Here is an 18,950-nt window from a genome sequence, read left to right on the forward strand (position 1 = left end):
AGGAAGGATGTATTAACCATGAGTGTGAAAAAAGCAACCATGATCATCGAAAAAGACTTCAAAATCGCTGAAATCGACAAACGCATTTACGGTTCTTTTATCGAGCACCTCGGCCGTGCGGTATACGGGGGGATTTATGAACCGGGCCATCCGCAGGCCGATGAAAACGGCTTTCGGCAAGATGTCATTGAAATGGTCAAAGAGTTACAAGTGCCCATTATACGATATCCGGGCGGGAATTTTGTGTCCGGCTACAACTGGGAGGATGGCGTTGGGCCGAAAGAAAAGCGGCCACGGCGGTTGGATTTGGCATGGCGGTCGGTGGAAACGAATGAAATCGGGTTGAATGAATTTATGGACTGGGCCAAGATGGTCGGGGCCGAAGTAAATATGGCTGTCAACTTAGGGACACGAGGCATTGATGCAGCACGCAACTTAGTCGAATACTGCAACCACCCATCGGGCTCATACTACAGCGATTTGCGCATTGCCCACGGCTACAAAGAGCCTCATAAAATTAAAACGTGGTGCTTGGGCAATGAGATGGACGGTCCGTGGCAAATTGGCCACAAGACCGCGGTGGAGTATGGGCGGATTGCCTGCGAAGCCGCAAAAGTGATGAAGTGGGTCGACCCGACCATTGAACTCGTCGCCTGCGGCAGTTCGAACCGGAATATGCCGACGTTTGCGGAATGGGAAGCGACCGTTCTTGATCATACGTATGAGTACGTCGATTATATTTCTCTCCATCAATACTATGGAAACCGGGACAATGATACGGCCAATTATTTGGCGCTGTCGCTGGAAATGGATGATTTTATCCGTTCGGTTGTGGCGATTGCCGATTATGTGAAGGCGAAAAAACGAAGCAAGAAGACGATCCATCTTTCATTTGATGAGTGGAATGTATGGTACCACTCAAATGAGGCGGATAAGCAAATTGAGCCGTGGACCGTTGCGCCGCCTCTGTTGGAAGATATTTATAACTTTGAAGATGCGCTTCTTGTCGGCTGCATGCTCATTACGTTAATGAAACATGCGGATCGGGTGAAGATTGCTTGTTTGGCCCAATTAGTAAATGTCATTGCGCCAATCATGACGGAAAAGAACGGGCCGGCTTGGAAACAAACGATTTATTATCCGTTTATGCATGCATCTGTTTATGGCAGAGGAGTGGCGTTGCATCCGGTGATTTCCAGCCCGAAATACGACAGCAAAGACTTCACAGATGTTCCGTATTTAGAGTCGATCGCTGTTTACAATGAAGAAAAAGAAGAAGTGACGATTTTTGCGGTCAACCGTGATATGGAAGACGCGTTGCTGCTCGAATGCGATGTCCGCAGTTTTGAGGATTATCGTGTTATTGAACATATCGTGTTGGAACATGAAAATGTGAAACAAACGAATTCCGCGCAATCGTCTCCGGTCGTTCCGCACCGCAACGGCGATGCCCAGTCGTCCGGTGGAAAAGTGTCGGCGACGTTGCCGAAGTTGTCGTGGAACGTCATTCGTTTAGGAAAACGATAAGAAAGTGAAGGCTGGTCTGATGGCCAGCCTATCCCTTTGAAAACGGGAAGGAGAGACGAAATATGGGACGTAAAGTCCGCTTTGGTATTATGAGTACAGCTGCCATTGCCAAAGACGTTATGATTCCCGCCATTCGTCGGGCGGATTACGCTGAAGTCGTGGCCATCGCCAGTGAGAGCGGGAAAGCTAAGCAAGCGGCGCGGGAGCTCGGCATTTCGAAAGCGTATGACAGCTATGGTCAGTTGCTCGATGATCCTGACATCGACGCAGTGTACATCCCGCTTCCGAACAGCCTGCACGCTGAATGGACAATCAAAGCGGCGAGGAAGAAAAAGCACGTGCTTTGTGAAAAGCCGGCTGCCTTATGTGAAGAAGATGTCCGGCGCATGATAGAGGTATGCGAGGAAAACGGTGTTTTATTCATGGAGGCGTTCATGTACCAGTTTCATCCGCAGCACGAACGGGTCAAACAGCTTTTGGCTGCTGGCGAGATCGGCGAAGTCAAGTATATGCGCACCCATTTCTCCTTTTACTTGCAAGACCGAGAAACGAATATCCGCATGAACGATGAGCTTGGCGGGGGAAGCCTGCTCGATGTGGGCTGCTATTGCGTGCACTCGACGAGACACATCCTTGATGCCGAGCCCGTTGAGCTGTTCGTCCAATCTCGTTTTGATCCGCATCGTTCGGTCGATTTGACGACGAACGGATGGATGAGGATGGAAAACGGTGTTTTCGCCCAGTTCACATGCAGCTTCGATATGTTCTTCAAAAATGAGTACGAAATCATCGGCACGAAAGGAAACATTGTTGTTTCGCGGGCGTACCGGCCGGATGTGGACGGGGGAAAGGGACGGATTACGGTCGCAACGGCTGATGGAAGCGAGCGAGAGGAAACCGTGTTTGGCGACCAATATGTGCTGCAAATTGAGCACTTTTCGCGCGCCATTCTCGAAGGGTCGCCGCTGTTATATTCCCCGGAGCGCATGGTCCAACAGGCGCGGACGCTCGATGCTTGCCGCACATCGATGAAAACGGGAGCGATCGTGCGGTTATAGTTATAAAGGAAGGAGAATCGAGATGAACATTACATACGAAAAGTGGTCCGAACTGAATGGAAATGATATTCTGTTGTTCACCTTGGTCAATGATCGCGGCATGGAACTGTCGGCGACAAACTACGGATGCATCGTGACGGACCTCCGCGTTCCCGACCGGAACGGCAATATCGAAAATGTCGTGCTCGGGTTTGGACGATTTGAACCGTATGTTGAGAACGCCCCTTATTTCGGCGCCGTAATCGGCCGGGTGGCGGGGCGCATTCGCGGGGCGAGCTTCGAACTTGATGGAATCACATATCAACTGGCGAAAAACGAAAACAACAACCACTTGCACGGCGGTCCGAACGGATTCCACCGCGTGCTTTGGCAGGCCGAGCCCGTTTGGCGCGACGGTGCGGTGGGGGTCGTGTTTTCATACACAAGCCCGGACGGGGAGGAAGGGTACCCGGGAACGGTTCATGTTCAAGTGGAATATTGGCTGAACAATGACAACGAATGGATCGTCACACACCGAGCTCGTTCGGACAAAACGACGCTCGTCAATTTGACGAACCATACGTATTTTAACCTAAGCGGCAACGGCAAGCGCGATATTTTGGATCACACGTTGACGATCCAAAGCTCGCGTGTGCTCGAGTTGAATGAGGAGCTGATTCCGACGGGCCGCATCTTGGATGTCGCTGGCACGCCGTTTGACTTGCGGCAAGGAAAGGCGATCCGGGAGGCGGTCGAATCCGGGCATCCGCAAATTGAACTCGTTGGCGGGGGTTATGACCATCCGTTTTGGCTCGATCGGCATCATGACAAAGAGATTGTGCTTTCTGACCCGAAGAGCGGGCGGGTGCTGACGGTGGAGACGGATGAGGTCAGCGTGGTGGTGTATACATCGAACCAGTTGCCGGAAGGGTTGGATCTAGGCGGCGTGCCGTCGCGGAAATATTTAGGCATCTGCCTTGAAACACAAGGGCTGCCGGATGCGGTTCATCATCCGCAGTTTCCGTCGATCGTATTGCCAGCTGGCAAAGAGCGAGCATCAACGACGGTCTATCGGTTTGGCGTGCGGACGTCATAGACGGATAGGAGGCGGATGGCCCTTGATGGAGGAAATCGAAGGGGTGTTGATTGATCTCGATGGGACGATATGGAAGGGAAATGAACTCATTCCGCATGCGGATGAGGCGGTTGCCTACCTCCGTTCTCTTGGAAAACGAATCGTGTTCGTCAGCAATCGCGGCAATTGGTCGCGGCGCATGTGCCATGAACGGCTTGGACGGTTTGGAATTGCGGCGGGGGAGGAAGACATTATTTTATCCTCAACGGTAACAGCCCAATTTTTGCGGAAACATTATCCGCTATGCCAAGTTTGGACGTTAGGCGACGAAGGATTGCGTGAGGAGCTGCGGCATCACCAGGTGCCGTTGGCGCCAGCTCCGGAAGACGCAGATTTTCTCATCATCACACTGTATGAAACGATGACATACCGCGATTTGGATTTGGCATTTCGTGCTGTCCATCATGGAGCACGAATGATCGCGACCAACATCGATAAAACGTTTCCGAGTGAACATGGGAATGCCATTGATGTCGCCGGGATGGTAGGAGCGATTGAAGCGGCAACAGCCCGAAAAGTGGAAGTCGTGCTAGGAAAACCTTCTTGCTTTATGGCTGAAGCAGCTTTGCGGCAGCTGAAGGTGCCTCCTAACCGCTGTCTCGTCATTGGTGACAGCGTGGAATCGGATATTCGCATGGGGAGAATGTACGGTATGAAAACCGCTCTTGTGCTGACAGGAAATACGAAGCGCAACGAATTAGAGGCATGGAGGGAAAAAGAACGGCCGGATTATGTGATGGATTCCATTTATGATATCGTGGGGCTCGGAAAGGAGATCGTGCAGTGAATTCAATAGAAGAAATCGTGCCATTGGTGAAACAATGCGATTGTGGCCACCGTCATTATGACATCCCGATCGAACAGATGACGGTGGGATGTGACGCGTTTGAGCAGCTCGTTGCTTATTTGCGTCATAAGCGGTATGAGAAGGTGGCCGTGGTGGCCGATGAGCGGACGTTTGCCGCAGCAGGGGAGTCATTGTGTGATGAACTGGAAAACAAATCGATCCACTATACAATATGCCTCGTGCAACCCGATCAAAATGGGGATGTCATCGCCGATGAACGTTCGATTGTGCAAGTGCTGTTGGAAACGCCCGACGATGTCAATGTTCTCATTGCGGCAGGAGCAGGGACGATTCATGACATTACCCGTTTTAGCAGCTATAAAATGAAGATTCCGTTCATTTCTGTCCCCACTGCCCCATCGGTGGACGGATTTACGTCAATGGGAGCTCCGCTCATCATTCGTGGGGTGAAAAAAACCATTCAAGCACAGGCGCCGGTCGCTGTATTTGCTCATACAGGTGTGTTGTCCCAAGCTCCAAAAGAGATGATCGCCGCTGGATTTGGCGATATGGTGGCGAAGTATACGTCATTGGTCGACTGGCAGTTTGCCCACTGGATGGCCGATGAGCCGTATTGTCCATTTGTTCACCAGCTTACCGAACAATCTCTCAAAGCATGTGTCGACCATATTGATGACATTGCCGATGGCGGTGAACAAGGGATTCGAGTATTAATGGATGCGTTGCTGCAGTCGGGTATTGCGATGTTGCTCATGGGGCAATCGTACTCGGCATCGGGAGCGGAACACCATCTGTCCCACTACTGGGAAATGGAATTTTTGCGCCAAAACAAGCGGCAAGTGCTGCACGGGGCGAAGGTTGGCGTAGCGACTCCGATGATCATTGAACACTATCAACGCGTCTTTTGGCCGTTATGGAACAAACTAGAAGAACGGCCGAAATCAATAGACGAAACTGCAAGGAAACGACTCAAAGCCAATGCGGCTTCTATTCAGAAACTGCTTGAATCCTTGCCCTCTCCAGGGCGCGTTCGAACTATGTTAGAGAAAGTAGGAGGGGCCGCTCTCCCGGAACAACTCGGCATCGATCTTCCGTTGGTTGAACGGAGTCTGCGGGAGGCTCATCGATTGCGTCCGAACCGCTTTACGATTCTCTACTTTTTAAATGAATGGGTTTTAGGAACATGATAGGGGGAATCAAAGTGGAAAAAGCTACAATAAGGGCAAATGTCAAGGATCGGTTTTGGAAACGATATATCGATGTCGTCCGGAACGAAGTCGTTCCTTACCAGTGGGAAGCGCTTAATGACCGCATCCTAGGCGCTGAACCAAGCCATGCGATTGAGAACTTTCGCATTGCCGCAGGGGAATCGGATGGAGAGTGTTACAGAAAAAGCCGTCTGAAAGCCCATGGTTTCAATCGTGGGAGGAAAGAAGGCGTTGCTCGGCAATCCCTTAAGAGGATGGCTTTGAGCCACCATGTTTCTCTTTAGGTATGGAATCTCAAAAGAAAAGGGGGTGAAGCCATGCCCACGATCACCCTCAGGCTGGAGCTGCACAATCCAACGAAAGTCAAACAAGACATGTATGAACGGATGACAGAAGTGAATACCGCGTTTGCGAATTGGCTGTTGAATCATCCCGAGCTGAATCAAGCGACGAGCAAAATTTTTAAGGAGTTTTCGCTGCAGCGGTTTCCTTCCGCCGTCGTGAATCAGACGATTCGAGAAGTGAAGGCCCAAAAGAAAAAACAAAAGGCAAAGAAGTTCCGAACATTCTGGTGTTGCTTTAACAATCAAAACGTAAAGGTGGAAAAGAAAGGAGCGTTCTACACGGTTTCCTTCCCCACACTGGAGAAGCGAATTGGCGTACCGGTCGTCGCGCGTTCCTATCAGGAAACGTGGCTGAATCGGCTTATCCATGGAACCGCCAAACAAGGGGTTGCCAAGCTCTACAAAAAGAGAAAGAAATGGTATTTGGCGATCGCCATCACCTTTGAAGTCAAGCCGCGGCACGAAACAAAGGTGATGGGCGTTGACCTTGGACTTCGCTATATCGCCGTTGCCAGCGTAGGCACGAAATCGTTGTTTTTCAAAGGGAACCAATGCGCCTTTATTCGCCGACGATATGCCGCCCTTCGGCGCACATTGCAAAGAAATAAGAAACTCCATGCGGTGCGAAAAATCGGAAACAAAGAGTCCCGCTGGATGAAGGATGTGAACCACAAAATCAGCCGTCAAATCGTCAACTTTGCGCTCGCCAACGGTGTTGGCGTGATTCGGATGGAAGAGTTGACGGGGATTCGAAAGCGGGCAACATCGGCAAAAGAAGCAGGACGAAATCTTCATTCGTGGGCGTTCCATCAACTGCAAACGATGATTGTCTATAAAGCCGAAATGGCAGGCATTCGGGTCGAGTGGGTGAATCCGACCTATACGAGCCAAACGTGCAAGTGTGGTCATCGGGAGAAAGCGAATCGAAACGGCATCCGCTTCCGATGCCAAAGGTGTGGATACACTCTCCACGCCGACTTGAATGGCGCCATCAACATCGCCAAAGCGATTTCGGGCTTCGTCTCCTAACCTAGCGCACTGGTCACAGGTGCGCCGCCCATCGGGGTACACTCTAACCCGATGGGACGGGGTGATGACACACCCCTAAACTTGGGCATTGTCCGAACCAGAAATGGAGGAGGACGCGAACGACCCAAGAATCCCACGGCTTGAGCCGTGTGGAGTGTCAAGGGATGGTCTTTCAAGACAGCGATGTAGCGAAATGGCTCGAAGCGGTGGCGTATTTGTTGGAGGCGGAGCGCGACCCAGAATTGGAAAAACTCGCGGATGACGTGATTGAGCTGCTTGGCCGCGCTCAGTAGCCGGACGGCTATCTCAATACGTATTATACGGTCAAGGAACCCGGTAAACGTTGGACGAACCTGCGGGACAACCATGAATTGTATTGTGCGGGCCATTTGATGGAAGCGGCAGTTGCTTATTTCCGGGCCACAGGCAAACGGCGCTTTTTGGATATCATGTGCAAGTATGCCGACTATATCGGTACGGTATTCGGCCGCGGGGAAGGCCAAATTCCTGGATACGACGGACATCAGGAAATTGAGTTGGCGCTGCTGAAATTGTATGAGGCGACTGGAAACGAGAACTATTTAAAATTGAGCCAATATTTTATTGACCAGCGCGGGCAGCAACCTCATTACTTTGATCGGGAAAAAGAAGCAAGAGGGGAAATGAGGCCATTTTGGTATGACGGCGGGTATCGCTACCATCAAGCACACATTCCAGTCAGAGAGCAGAAACAAGCTGTCGGGCATGCGGTGCGGGCGCTCTATATGTATACCGCCATGGCTGGACTGGCGGCGAAAACGGGAGACGAATCGTTGAAACAAGCGTGCCAAACGTTATGGGAAAACGTGACAAAACGACAAATGTATATCACGGGCGGCGTCGGCTCGAGCGCTTTTGGAGAATCGTTTACGTTTGATTTTGATTTGCCGAATGATACGGTCTATGCCGAGACATGTGCGTCAATTGCGTTAGTGTTTTGGGCCCGCCGCATGCTGGAACTGGAGATGGACGGGAAGTACGCGGATGTGATGGAACGGGCGTTATACAATGGAACCATCAGCGGCATGGATTTGGACGGCAAGAGATTCTTTTATGTCAACTCGCTCGAAGTGTGGCCGAAGGCATGTGAACGCCATGACAAACGCCATGTGAAACCGGTGCGGCAAAAATGGTTCAGCTGTGCGTGCTGCCCGCCGAACTTGGCCCGTCTCATCGCCTCGATCGGCCATTACATTTATTCACAAACATCGGATGCGTTGTTCGTCCACCTTTATGTCGGCAGCGACATTCAAACAGAAATGGGCGGGCGGTCAGTCGAGATCGTGCAAGAGACGAATTATCCTTGGGATGGAACGGTTCGATTGACGATTTCGCCGGAATCAGCCCAGGAATTTACGCTTGGATTGCGCATTCCTGGATGGTGCCGGGGAGCGGAGGTAACGATCAATGGGGAAAACGTAGACATTGCGCCGCTGACCAAAAAAGGGTACGCTTATATCCGTCGAGTGTGGCGACAAGGGGACGAAATGGTCCTTCACTTCCCGATGCCGGTCGAGCGGATTAAGGCGCATCCCCAAGTGCGTGCCAATGTCGGAAAAGTTGCGTTGCAGCGCGGGCCGATTGTGTATTGTTTGGAAGAAGTTGATAATGGGCCAAATTTAGCGAATTTGTTCCTCCCACGCGATGCCAAGCTTGAGGCGAACTTTGAGCCAGACTTGTTAGAAGGGGTTGTAGTAATCACTGGAACCGCTGAGCGGGTCGATGAGTCGGCATGGAATGATGAATTGTATCGACCGATTGAACCCCGAACCTATCAAGTTCCGTTCCGAGCGATTCCTTATTATGCCTGGTGCAACCGTGGGGAAGGGGAGATGACGGTGTGGGTGAATGAGAAATAGAACTATCGATGTTGCTATTCACTGTGTGAAATGATTTGGAAATTAAGATGAAATACCGAGGTGAATGAATGAGCTGGTCGGATGGTTGATGAACCGTACACGACCAGTTTTTTGTTTCGACAATCTTTGTTTGTGTTCTATACAAATTATGTAGAAGCCACTATACTAGTAATTAAAGAGATTTGTCTTTCACATACTCTTTTCCGTTAGGAAGGGACATCGCCATGCTTAGCTACCTAAAAAAATGGAACACGTTGCGAAATCAGATATTGGTCGTATTCCTATTTGTCATGGTGATTGTGCTGTCTCTCGTCAGCATGATCACGCTCAAGCAAGTGTCCCTGTTGATTCGGAACAACGCTGAAAACCAAATCAAGCAGACAGCTATTGAAACGAGCGGTCGGATTGATTCATTGTTTGAACAGTTGAATACAGCGACAAAGTTTGTGATGACCAATCAAGAAGTTCAACGATTATTTGAACGAATCCATGCGGGAGAGAAGGTGACATTTCCAGAATTGCAAAGGTTAAAAAGTGTGGTTAATAATATCCAAGCCAACTCTGAGGGCATTTACTCTGTCGAGCTCTATACAGAAGATTTAAAGCAAGTGTTTCCCCTAGACAGTTCTATGAAGATGTTTCAACGTCTCAACGTGAAATGGATTTATGAAGCGGATCGCGCGAAAGGCAGACTTGTATGGATCGGAGAAGATCCAAGGAGTCCTCAATTTTATTTAGTGATCCGGCGCATTACGTTGATGGAGCGCCATTTTGCCAACGGGGGATACTTGCTTGCCCGAATTTATAAGCCGTATTTTGCGATCACTGAGGTGAACACGGGGCAATACGTATTGGTTTCCGATCCGGAAGGAAAGGTTATTTTTTCAAATAATTCCAGATTAACTGATGTATCTTCGTTAAATCAACGGTCAGCAACGGTAATAAATCAAACCGAATACATGGTAACAAAGCAGTCTTCCAACAAAGGGTTCACCGTTTTCATATTAACGCCTGTCAGCGCTCTAACCAAAGGGATGAATGGCATTCGGTTTGGGATCATTTTCGCTGGCGTCATTGGGATGGTCATTTATTTTTTATGTTCACTCTTTCTCTCGACCATCATTACACGGCCGATTGTTCAATTAACGAAAACGATGCGACTGGCGAATGAGCAGTTATTAGCGGTTGATCCGAAAATGGTTACGGTCAATGAGATCAGGGAGCTGAATAGCACCTATAACCAATTGGTGAAAGAAACGAATCATTTGATCAAAATGGTGTATCAAAAAGAGATTGTCCGCAGCCAAAGTGAATTGAAAGCGCTTCAAGCGCAAATCAACCCCCATTTCTTGTACAACACATTGGAGTCGCTGCGATGGTCATTAGAAGAAAAGGGAGAAGAAGAGTTGGCAGATGTCGTTGTGTCCATGTCAGAGCTGTTTCGCTACACCATCAGCCGAAATGTGAACGATGATTGGGTCACATTGAAAGAGGAATTTCGCCATATCGAAAATTATATGGACATTATCAAATTTCGGTTTGGCGATCGCATCAAGTGGCATTTGTCGCTGCCTGAGGAATGGGAAAATGTCAAAATCCCGAAACTGTTGATTCAACCGTTAGTCGAAAACGCGGTCGTACATGGTTCGGAAAGCCGGTCAGCCCCTTGTACCATTATCGTGGCTATCAAGCCGGTTTCGGATCGTCATCTTGAGATCATGGTGGAAGATGATGGAGTTGGAATGGATGAAGAAAGGCTCGAAGCGGTGAAACAGGCTATGCATACAGGAGAAGCGAAAGGAAAAGGAATGGCATTGTATAATGTGAAAAAACGTCTCCAACTTTATTACAAGAAAGAAACGAGCGATGGCATAACGATTGACAGCCATAAAAACAAAGGCACAAAAGTCACGATTCGAATTCCCGTTAACGGAGGGGAGAAATGATGCATGAGAAGACCATTTTAGTTGTGGATGATGAGCCGAGGGCGAGAGAAGGGATGAAGCGGTTGTTGGAAAAATGGGCCTCCGGCAAACACCGAATCATAACGGCTGCCAATGGCCAAGAAGCGCTTGACATTTTGCGGCAAGAGCGGGTGCACGTGTTATTGACAGATATTCGGATGCCGGAAATTACCGGGCTTGATGTGTTAGAGGAAATGAGAGAAAAAGACGATTCTCCGGCAGTGATCCTCATTTCTGCTTACCCTGATTTCGATTATGCGCAAAAAGCCATCAGCCTTGGTGTATTAAACTATTTGTTGAAGCCGGTGAAAAAAAGCGAATTATTTGAAGCGGTAGAAAGAGCGATCCACGTTTCCGAGCAAAAGGAAAGGGAACGAGTGATGAGACAATTGGTTGACGATAAACTCATCGATGCCCTTGACCGTCACCCCCAAACTCGTGAACCGATTCGCGAGGCCATCCAGTTTATTGATCGGCATCTAAAAGATGATATATCACTAAAAGAAGTGGCGGAGCACGTCCATTTGAATCCAAGCTATTTTAGCACGTTGTTTAAAGAACAAATGAAACTCACATTCAGCGAATATCTCACAAGAAGAAGAATGCAGCGAGCTAAAGAACTGTTGATGACGACTGATATGGATGTGTCAGAGATTGCGGAAGAGTGTGGTTACAAAACAGCAAAATATTTTATTCATTTGTTTAAGGAAATGGAGGGAAAGACTCCGAGCAGCTATCGAAAAAGTCAAAAAGAAAAGTAATCTAAAAATACTGGTACTTTTCCTAATGGTTGTTGCCTTTTCCCCCCTTCATGATGATGGTAGACTGTATTTGCAAGCAAAAGAGTAGAGAAGGGGGTACAGTTTATGAAAAAGAAAGCGTTCACATGGTTGGTTTTGCTAATGTTGATGGCGGGGATTGTGCTGTCTGGTTGTTCTTCTTCGTCGAGCGATTCTGCGAGCGAGGGGAAATCCGGAGACGGGAAAATTCATTTGAAGTTTATGCACGACTGGCCAAAAGGCAGTTCAACCGCTTACTACAATCTTGTAGAGGAGATTATTAAAGACTATGAAGCGAAGCATCCGAATGTTCAGATTGATGTAGAAGTATTAAATCCGGATCAATATCGGGATAAATTAAAAGTGTTGGCCGCTTCGAATGAATTGCCTGACGTAGGGTTGACGTGGTCGAACGGTTTTGCCGAACCATACGCCACTGGAGGACAATTTGCGCCGCTAAATGATATTATCGAAAAAGAATTTAAAGACCAGTTTGTACCTGGAACGGTAGAAGCGTATACCTTTAACGGTAAATCGTATGCGCTTCCAATGGAGATGAACATCACGTATATTTTCTACAACAAAGAGATTTTCAAAAAATATGGTCTTCAGGAACCGAAAACCTTTGAAGATTTGAAAAACATTGGGAAAACGTTGATCAAGCATGGGGTGATTCCAGCCACAGTCGGTTCAAAAGACGGATGGCCGGCATCGATGTGGTTTATGTACCTCGCTGACCGGATTGGCGGCCCAACGATTTTGACCGATGTCATTCAAGGAAAAGTGAAAATGTCTGACCCAGCTATTGTCAAAGCGGCGAAAGAAGTTCAAAATCTTGTGGATATGGGGTTCTTTGTCAAAGGGAACACTGCCTTCTCGAATGATGATGCTAAAGGTTATTTCCTAAACGAAAAGGCAGCCATGTTCTTAACGGCCACATGGGAGTTGCCGAACTTTACAACCAGCCCGGATGTGCCGCAAGAGTTTAAAGAGAAAGTGGGTTACTTCAAATTCCCATTGTATGAAGGCGGCAAAGGAACGGACATCAACAGTTATGTCGGCGGTCCTGGGTTAGGCGCGTTTGTCGCAGAAAACTCAAAGCATAAAGAACAAGCGAAAGACTTTGCGGCGTACCTTGTCAAAGAATGGGGCAAACGGTCAGTGGAAGGTGCAGGCATTTTACCAGCTACAAAGGTGAATACAGAAGGGTTGAACGTACCGAAGATGTACCTGGATGTCTTGCATGACATCAATAACGCGACAAACATTACGACTTGGTTTGACACCCAAGCAAGCCCGAATGTTTCTGAGTTGCACCATGACTTAATGACGGCCCTGTTTGGGAAACAAATCACGCCAGAAGAATTTGCGAAACAACATGATGACGCGTTGGCGGAGGAAGCCAACAAATAAGAATTTTGGGGGCATCTGGAACAACACATGCCCCCTTATTTGTAAAGAAGGAGTTATCAGCGATGAAAAACGTTATGTCCAATAAAACAGCGATCATTCTTTATGTCCTGCCGTCGCTTCTCCTTGTCTTGTTTTTGATTTATATCCCGATTGCACTGACGGGATATTATGGATTGATGGATTGGAGCGGGGTAGGCCAGATGAAGTTCATCGGCTTGGAAAATTATAAAAAGCTTATTCATGACAAGCTGTTTTGGGAAAGCACCTGGCACTCCGTTTTGTTGGCGTTGTTTTCCGTTCTCAGTTTGATCGGCTATTTAATCGTTTCTTTAATATTGGCGAGCAAAATTAAGGGAGGGAATTTGTTTAGAAAAATTTACATTATTCCTATGCTTATGTCGTCTGTCGCCATCGCTCAACTTTGGATTAAGATTTTTGATCCGATGAATGGGCTGATTAACAGTTTGTTGTCTATGTTTGGGATAAAAGAGACTCCACTTTGGTTGGCGGATCCGGATATGGCGCTATATTCGGTTTTCATCCCGATCGTTTGGCAGTATGCGGGGTTTTACATCATTATTATGTATGCTGCTTTGATTAATGTACCCCAAGAATTGATTGAAGCTGCAAGAATCGATGGTGCCAATGCCTTTCAAATTGCCTACAAAATTAAGGTGCCCCTTATTTCTGGGGTGTTAAAAGTATTGGTGATTCTAGCCGTTGTCGGGTCTTTGAAATATTTTGATTTGATTTACGTCATGACCGGAGGCGGCCCGGGGCATGCCACGGAAGTGATTGCTTCTTATATGTATAAAGAAGCGTTTGGAAAATTCAACTTCGGGTATGGAAGTGCCATTGGTTTTGGGTTGCTCATCCTTAGCATGGGAGCGACCTGGATGATTCAAAAAATGTTGAGAGTAAATCAAGAATAAAAGGAGAATTGACTATGAAAGAAAAGAAAATCTTAGATTCCAAGCCTCGTTCTCCTTTACGACGAATCGCAATGGGAATTCTTTACTTCATCTTGGTTGTTGTAGCGCTTCTTCAATTATATCCGTTAGTATGGTTATTCTTATTGTCGTTGAAGACGAATCAAGAAGTATTTGGAATGTCTCCGTTCGCCTTGCCGAAATCTCCACGATGGGAAAATTATATAAATGCTTGGTTTGATGGAGGGATCAACCAATACTTTTTCAATAGTGTCTGGTATACGATTGTCGCTGTTGTATTGACTTTGATTTTAGCCAGCTTCGTTACGTTCGCCTTGACCAGAATGGAGTGGAAATTCAAAGGTGTTGTATTGGCCCTGTTTATGATCGCTTACATGATCCCGCTTCATTCGACGCTCATTCCGTTGTTTAATATTTATAATAAAATGAACTTAATTGATAACCCCATTTCGATTATCCTTTCGTATACGACCTTTAACTTGCCGATTACGATTATGATTTTGCTGGGATTTTATCAGTCGTTGCCGCGCGAAATCGAAGAAGCGGCAGTAATGGACGGGTGCTCTGTTCATCGCATTTTTTTCCGCATCACATTGCCGATGACAGCGCCTGTTCTTGCGACTACAGCCATTATTAACATGATTTACAATTGGAATGAATTTGTGTTTGTCAACACGTTCATTAGTTCAGAAAAATGGAAAACGATCACAGTCGGAGTCAATAATTTTGTCGGCCAATATCTCACCGACTGGGGGGCGATCGGCGCGACTTTGGTGATCAGCATTTTGCCGATTTTGATTGTGTACTTATTCTTGAGCGACCGAATTATTGAAGGATTGGTTGCCGGTTCGGTAAAAGGATGATGTCATATGGATCGCGGTTAAGTTTGTTTGTATTATATACAAACCAAACAGAATATAGTATGATGAAAATGATCAAATCGTTGCTATTTCCATCGTTGGAGAGGGGGAGAGAGGTTGCGGATTAGGAAAGAAACATGGTCTCGTTTCAACGAAAAAGAAGTTCTTTTATTTACGTTGACAAATGAACACGGCATGGAACTGTCCACGACAAACTACGGCTGCATCGTGACGGACCTCCGCGTTCCCGACCGGAACGGCAACATCGAAAATGTCGTGCTCGGGTTTGGACGATTTGAACCGTATGTTGAGAACGCCCCTTATTTCGGCGCCGTAATCGGCCGGGTGGCGGGGCGCATTCGCGGGGCGAGCTTCGAACTTGATGGAATCACATATCAACTGGCGAAAAACGAAAACAACAACCACTTGCACGGCGGTCCGAACGGATTCCACCGCGTGCTTTGGCAGGCCGAGCCCGTTTGGCGCGACGGTGCGGTGGGGGTCGTGTTTTCATACACAAGCCCGGACGGGGAGGAAGGGTACCCGGGAACGGTTCATGTTCAAGTGGAATATTGGCTGAACAATGACAACGAATGGATCGTCACACACCGAGCTCGTTCGGACAAAACGACGCTCGTCAATTTGACGAACCATACGTATTTTAACCTAAGCGGCAACGCCAAGCGCGATATTTTGGATCACACGTTGACGATCCAAAGCTCGCGTGTGCTCGAGTTGAATGAGGAGCTGATTCCGACGGGCCGCATCTTGGATGTCGCCGGCACGCCGTTTGACTTGCGGCAAGGAAAGGCGATCCGGGAGGCGGTCGAATCCGGGCATCCGCAAATTGAACTCGTTGGCGGGGGTTATGACCATCCATTTTGGCTCGATCGGCATCACGACAGGGAAATTGTGCTTTCCGACCCAGAGAGTGGGCGGGTGCTGACGGTGGAGACGGATGAGGTCGGCGTCGTCGTGTATACGTCAAACCAATTGCCGAAGGGGCTGGATTTGGGCGGCGTGCCGTCGCGGAAATATTTAGGCATCTGCCTGGAAACGCAAGGACTGCCGGATGCGGTTCATCATCCGCAGTTTCCGTCGATCGTATTGCCAGCTGGCCAAGAGCGAGCATCAACGACGGTCTATCGGTTTGGCATCATTTGAATCAATGGAGGAAAGATAGAGGAATGATTGAACATGTAGAGACGCCGCACAGATTGGTCGCCCTGACGTTTGATGATGGACCGAATCCGGTTTATACATTGAACGTGTTGGAGATATTGGAGAAGGCATCTGGAAAAGCGACCTTTTTTATGATCGGAAGCCAGATGGAGAAGCATCCGGAAGTTGTAGAGGCGGTCAAGGCGCAAGGGCATGAAATTGGCAATCATACGTATTCTCACGCTAACCTGACTTCTCTAACGGAAGATGAGGCTTTTCGAGAAATGGAGTGGATGGATGTCATCATTACCGAGATGACTGGAGCGAAGCCCACGATTTTCCGTCCTCCTTATCTTGACTACAATGCAACTGTTGTTTCGATGTGCAACCATTTCGGCTACCAAATGATCGGTGCGCTCAATACGGATGCCCGAGACTGGGAACAGCCAGGAGTTGACTATATTGTTCGGAAGAGTCGCCCCCATATAAAAAACGGGAGCATCTTGCTTTTTCATGACGGATTTGGAGATCGTTCACAAACGATCGAGGCTGTCAATATACTCGTATCCGAATTGTATTCGCAAGGTTACAAATTGGTCACGGTCAGCGAATTGTTGGAGCTGCGGGCCGAAAGCAGATGAAAAAGCCGTTCTTTTGCAGCACTGGTGCTCTCATGATCGATCGCTTGCATAGTAAGAAAAGAGGAGAGTGAGCTATTCATGCCAACCAATGTATTTTTCAACGCCCATCACTCGCCGGTTGGGGCGTTTGCCAGCTTTACGCTAGGGTTTCCGGGAAAAAGCGGAGGACTGGACTTGGAACTCGCCCGACCGCCACGGCAAAATGTCTTTATTGGCGTTGAGTCGCCGCATGAGCCGGGGCTGTATCATATCCTTCCATTCGCGGAAACAGCAGGCGAGGATGAAAGCAAACGATATGACATTGAAAATCCTGATCCGAATCCGCAAAAACCAAACATTCTCATCCCGTTTGCGAAAGAGGAGATCAAGCGCGAATTCTGTGTGGCAACGGATACATGGAAAGCTGGGGATTTAACGTTTACGATTTATTCGCCGGTAAAGGCGGTGCCTGATCCCGAAACAGCGGCCGAGGAAGAACTCAAGTTGGCGTTGGTCCCAGCTGTCATTGTCGAGATGACGATCGATAACACGAACGGAACAAGAACACGACGGGCGTTTTTCGGATTCGAAGGCACCGACCCGTATACCTCGATGCGGCGGATCGATGATACATGCCCGCAGCTGCGCGGGGTCGGTCAAGGGCGGATTTTGGGCATTGTATCCAAGGATGAGGGTGTTCGCTCAGCGCTGCATTTTAGCATGGAGGATATCTTAACGGCGACTCTCGAAGAAAACTGGACGTTTGGGCTTGGGAAAGTCGGTGCGTTAATCGTTGATGTGCCGGCGGGAGAAAAGAAAACGTATCAATTTGCTGTTTGTTTTTACCGCGGTGGTTATGTTACCGCAGGAATGGATGCCTCTTATTTTTACACCCGTTTCTTCCATAATATCGAAGAAGTCGGTCTTTATGCGTTAGAGCAGGCCGAGGTGTTAAAGGAGCAGGCGTTCCGTTCGAATGAACTCATTGAAAAAGAATGGCTCTCCGATGATCAAAAGTTTATGATGGCGCACGCGATCCGCAGCTACTATGGCAATACACAACTGCTTGAGCATGAAGGAAAGCCGATTTGGGTCGTTAATGAAGGCGAGTACCGGATGATGAATACGTTTGATCTCACCGTCGACCAGCTCTTTTTTGAGTTGAAAATGAATCCGTGGACGGTGAAAAATGTGCTTGACTTCTATGTCGAGCGCTACAGCTATGAGGATCGTGTCCGTTTCCCAGGAGATGAGACGGAATATCCCGGCGGCATCAGCTTCACTCATGATATGGGAGTCGCTAACACGTTCTCGCGTCCGCATTACTCGTCATATGAGCTATACGGAATCAGCGGCTGCTTTTCGCATATGACGCACGAACAGCTCGTCAACTGGGTGCTTTGCGCGGCGGTATACATCGAACAAACGAAAGACTGGGCATGGCGCGACCGGCGGCTTACGATCTTGGAACAATGTCTCGAAAGCATGGTGCGTCGTGATCATCCGGATCCAGAAAAGCGGAACGGCGTGATGGGGCTTGACAGCACCCGCACCATGGGTGGAGCGGAAATCACAACGTATGATAGTTTGGATGTTTCCCTCGGCCAGGCGCGCAACAATTTATATTTGGCAGGAAAATGTTGGGCTGCCTATGTGGCGCTCGAAAAGTTGTTCCGCGATGTCGGCAAAGAAGAACTGGCTGCATTGGCAAGGGAGCAGGCGGAAAAATGCGCCGCGACGATTGTCAGTCACGTGACGGAGGACGGGTATATCCCAGCCGTGATGGGAGAAGGAAATGACTCGAAAATCATTCCGGCTATTGAGGGGCTTGTGTTTCCTTACTTTACGAACTGCCATGAGGCGTTAAGAGAAGACGGACGTTTTGGAGACTATATTCGTGCACTGCGACAACATTTGCAATATGTGTTGCGGGAAGGAATTTGCCTATTCCCGGACGGGGGATGGAAAATTTCCTCGACAAGCAACAACTCGTGGTTGAGCAAAATTTACTTATGCCAGTTTATTGCCCGCCGCATTTTAGGGTGGGAATGGGATGAACAAGGAAAACGAGCTGATGCGGCTCATGTTGCGTGGCTCACGCATCCGACGCTCTCCATTTGGAGTTGGAGCGACCAAATTATCGCTGGCGAAATCAGCGGCAGCAAATACTACCCGCGCGGCGTGACGAGCATTTTATGGTTGGAGGAGGGGGAATGA

At 48.4% G+C, this 18,950-nt stretch carries 14 protein-coding genes and 2 pseudogenes; all 16 read left to right on the forward strand.

The annotated features are described in order from the left end of the window. Positions 1–18: 18 nt before the first annotated feature. The 16 genes and pseudogenes from GC56T3_RS08585 (at position 19) to GC56T3_RS08660 (ending at position 18,950) form a co-directional block, all read left to right on the forward strand. The gene (locus GC56T3_RS08585; RefSeq protein WP_013145171.1) at positions 19–1,527 is read left to right on the forward strand and encodes an alpha-N-arabinofuranosidase; all 1,509 of its coding nucleotides are present in this window, start codon (positions 19–21) and stop codon (positions 1,525–1,527) included. Positions 1,528–1,589: 62 nt separating this feature from the next. Next, positions 1,590–2,585 carry a Gfo/Idh/MocA family protein gene (locus tag GC56T3_RS08590; RefSeq protein WP_013145172.1) on the forward strand — a complete coding sequence of 332 codons (996 nt, stop codon included), beginning with the start codon at positions 1,590–1,592 and terminating at the stop codon, positions 2,583–2,585. A gap of 22 nt (positions 2,586–2,607) precedes the next feature. Next, positions 2,608–3,660 (forward strand): aldose epimerase family protein, encoded by a 1,053-nt coding sequence (locus tag GC56T3_RS08595; RefSeq protein WP_013145173.1) that lies wholly within the window; start codon positions 2,608–2,610, stop codon positions 3,658–3,660. A gap of 25 nt (positions 3,661–3,685) precedes the next feature. Continuing rightward, positions 3,686–4,486 (forward strand): HAD-IIA family hydrolase, encoded by an 801-nt coding sequence (locus GC56T3_RS08600; RefSeq protein ID WP_013145174.1) that lies wholly within the window; start codon positions 3,686–3,688, stop codon positions 4,484–4,486. Next, the gene (locus GC56T3_RS08605) at positions 4,483–5,694 is read left to right on the forward strand and encodes an iron-containing alcohol dehydrogenase (protein ID WP_013145175.1); all 1,212 of its coding nucleotides are present in this window, start codon (positions 4,483–4,485) and stop codon (positions 5,692–5,694) included. Before GC56T3_RS08600 ends, GC56T3_RS08605 begins: the two co-directional genes overlap by 4 nt. Continuing rightward, a pseudogene (locus tag GC56T3_RS20300) lies at positions 5,691–5,894 on the forward strand (glycoside hydrolase family 127 protein); the annotation flags it as partial. The gene GC56T3_RS08605 and the pseudogene GC56T3_RS20300, both read left to right, overlap by 4 nt. A gap of 138 nt (positions 5,895–6,032) precedes the next feature. After that, entirely contained in the window at positions 6,033–7,088 is a 1,056-nt protein-coding gene (locus GC56T3_RS08615) for an RNA-guided endonuclease TnpB family protein (protein WP_013145176.1), read from the forward strand. Between the two features lie 152 nt (positions 7,089–7,240). Continuing rightward, positions 7,241–8,986 (forward strand): annotated as a pseudogene (locus GC56T3_RS08620) (glycoside hydrolase family 127 protein); the annotation flags it as partial. 224 nt (positions 8,987–9,210) lie between these two features. Beyond that, positions 9,211–10,932 (forward strand): sensor histidine kinase, encoded by a 1,722-nt coding sequence (locus GC56T3_RS08625; RefSeq protein WP_013145177.1) that lies wholly within the window; start codon positions 9,211–9,213, stop codon positions 10,930–10,932. Further along, the gene (locus tag GC56T3_RS08630; RefSeq protein WP_041468372.1) at positions 10,932–11,711 is read left to right on the forward strand and encodes a response regulator; all 780 of its coding nucleotides are present in this window, start codon (positions 10,932–10,934) and stop codon (positions 11,709–11,711) included. Before GC56T3_RS08625 ends, GC56T3_RS08630 begins: the two co-directional genes overlap by 1 nt. Positions 11,712–11,816: 105 nt before the next feature. Then, on the forward strand, positions 11,817–13,142 hold the full coding sequence (locus GC56T3_RS08635) for an extracellular solute-binding protein (RefSeq protein ID WP_013145179.1): 1,326 nt from the start codon (positions 11,817–11,819) through the stop codon (positions 13,140–13,142). 62 nt (positions 13,143–13,204) lie between these two features. Continuing rightward, positions 13,205–14,074, forward strand: coding sequence for a carbohydrate ABC transporter permease (locus GC56T3_RS08640; RefSeq protein WP_013145180.1), 870 nt, complete (start codon positions 13,205–13,207; stop codon positions 14,072–14,074). 14 nt (positions 14,075–14,088) lie between these two features. Further along, entirely contained in the window at positions 14,089–14,955 is an 867-nt protein-coding gene (locus GC56T3_RS08645) for a carbohydrate ABC transporter permease (protein WP_013145181.1), read from the forward strand. 114 nt (positions 14,956–15,069) lie between these two features. Continuing rightward, complete coding sequence (locus tag GC56T3_RS08650; RefSeq protein WP_013145182.1) at positions 15,070–16,116, forward strand: aldose epimerase family protein; 1,047 nt, start codon at positions 15,070–15,072, stop codon at positions 16,114–16,116. 23 nt (positions 16,117–16,139) lie between these two features. Further along, positions 16,140–16,754: a polysaccharide deacetylase family protein gene (locus tag GC56T3_RS08655; protein WP_013145183.1), complete on the forward strand. Its 615-nt coding sequence runs from the start codon at positions 16,140–16,142 to the stop codon at positions 16,752–16,754. A 78-nt stretch (positions 16,755–16,832) separates the two neighbouring features. Beyond that, positions 16,833–18,950 carry a glycoside hydrolase family 52 protein gene (locus tag GC56T3_RS08660; protein WP_013145184.1) on the forward strand — a complete coding sequence of 706 codons (2,118 nt, stop codon included), beginning with the start codon at positions 16,833–16,835 and terminating at the stop codon, positions 18,948–18,950.

It is taken from the genome of Geobacillus sp. C56-T3, assembly GCF_000092445.1.
GTDB classification, from domain to species: domain Bacteria; phylum Bacillota; class Bacilli; order Bacillales; family Anoxybacillaceae; genus Geobacillus; species Geobacillus thermoleovorans.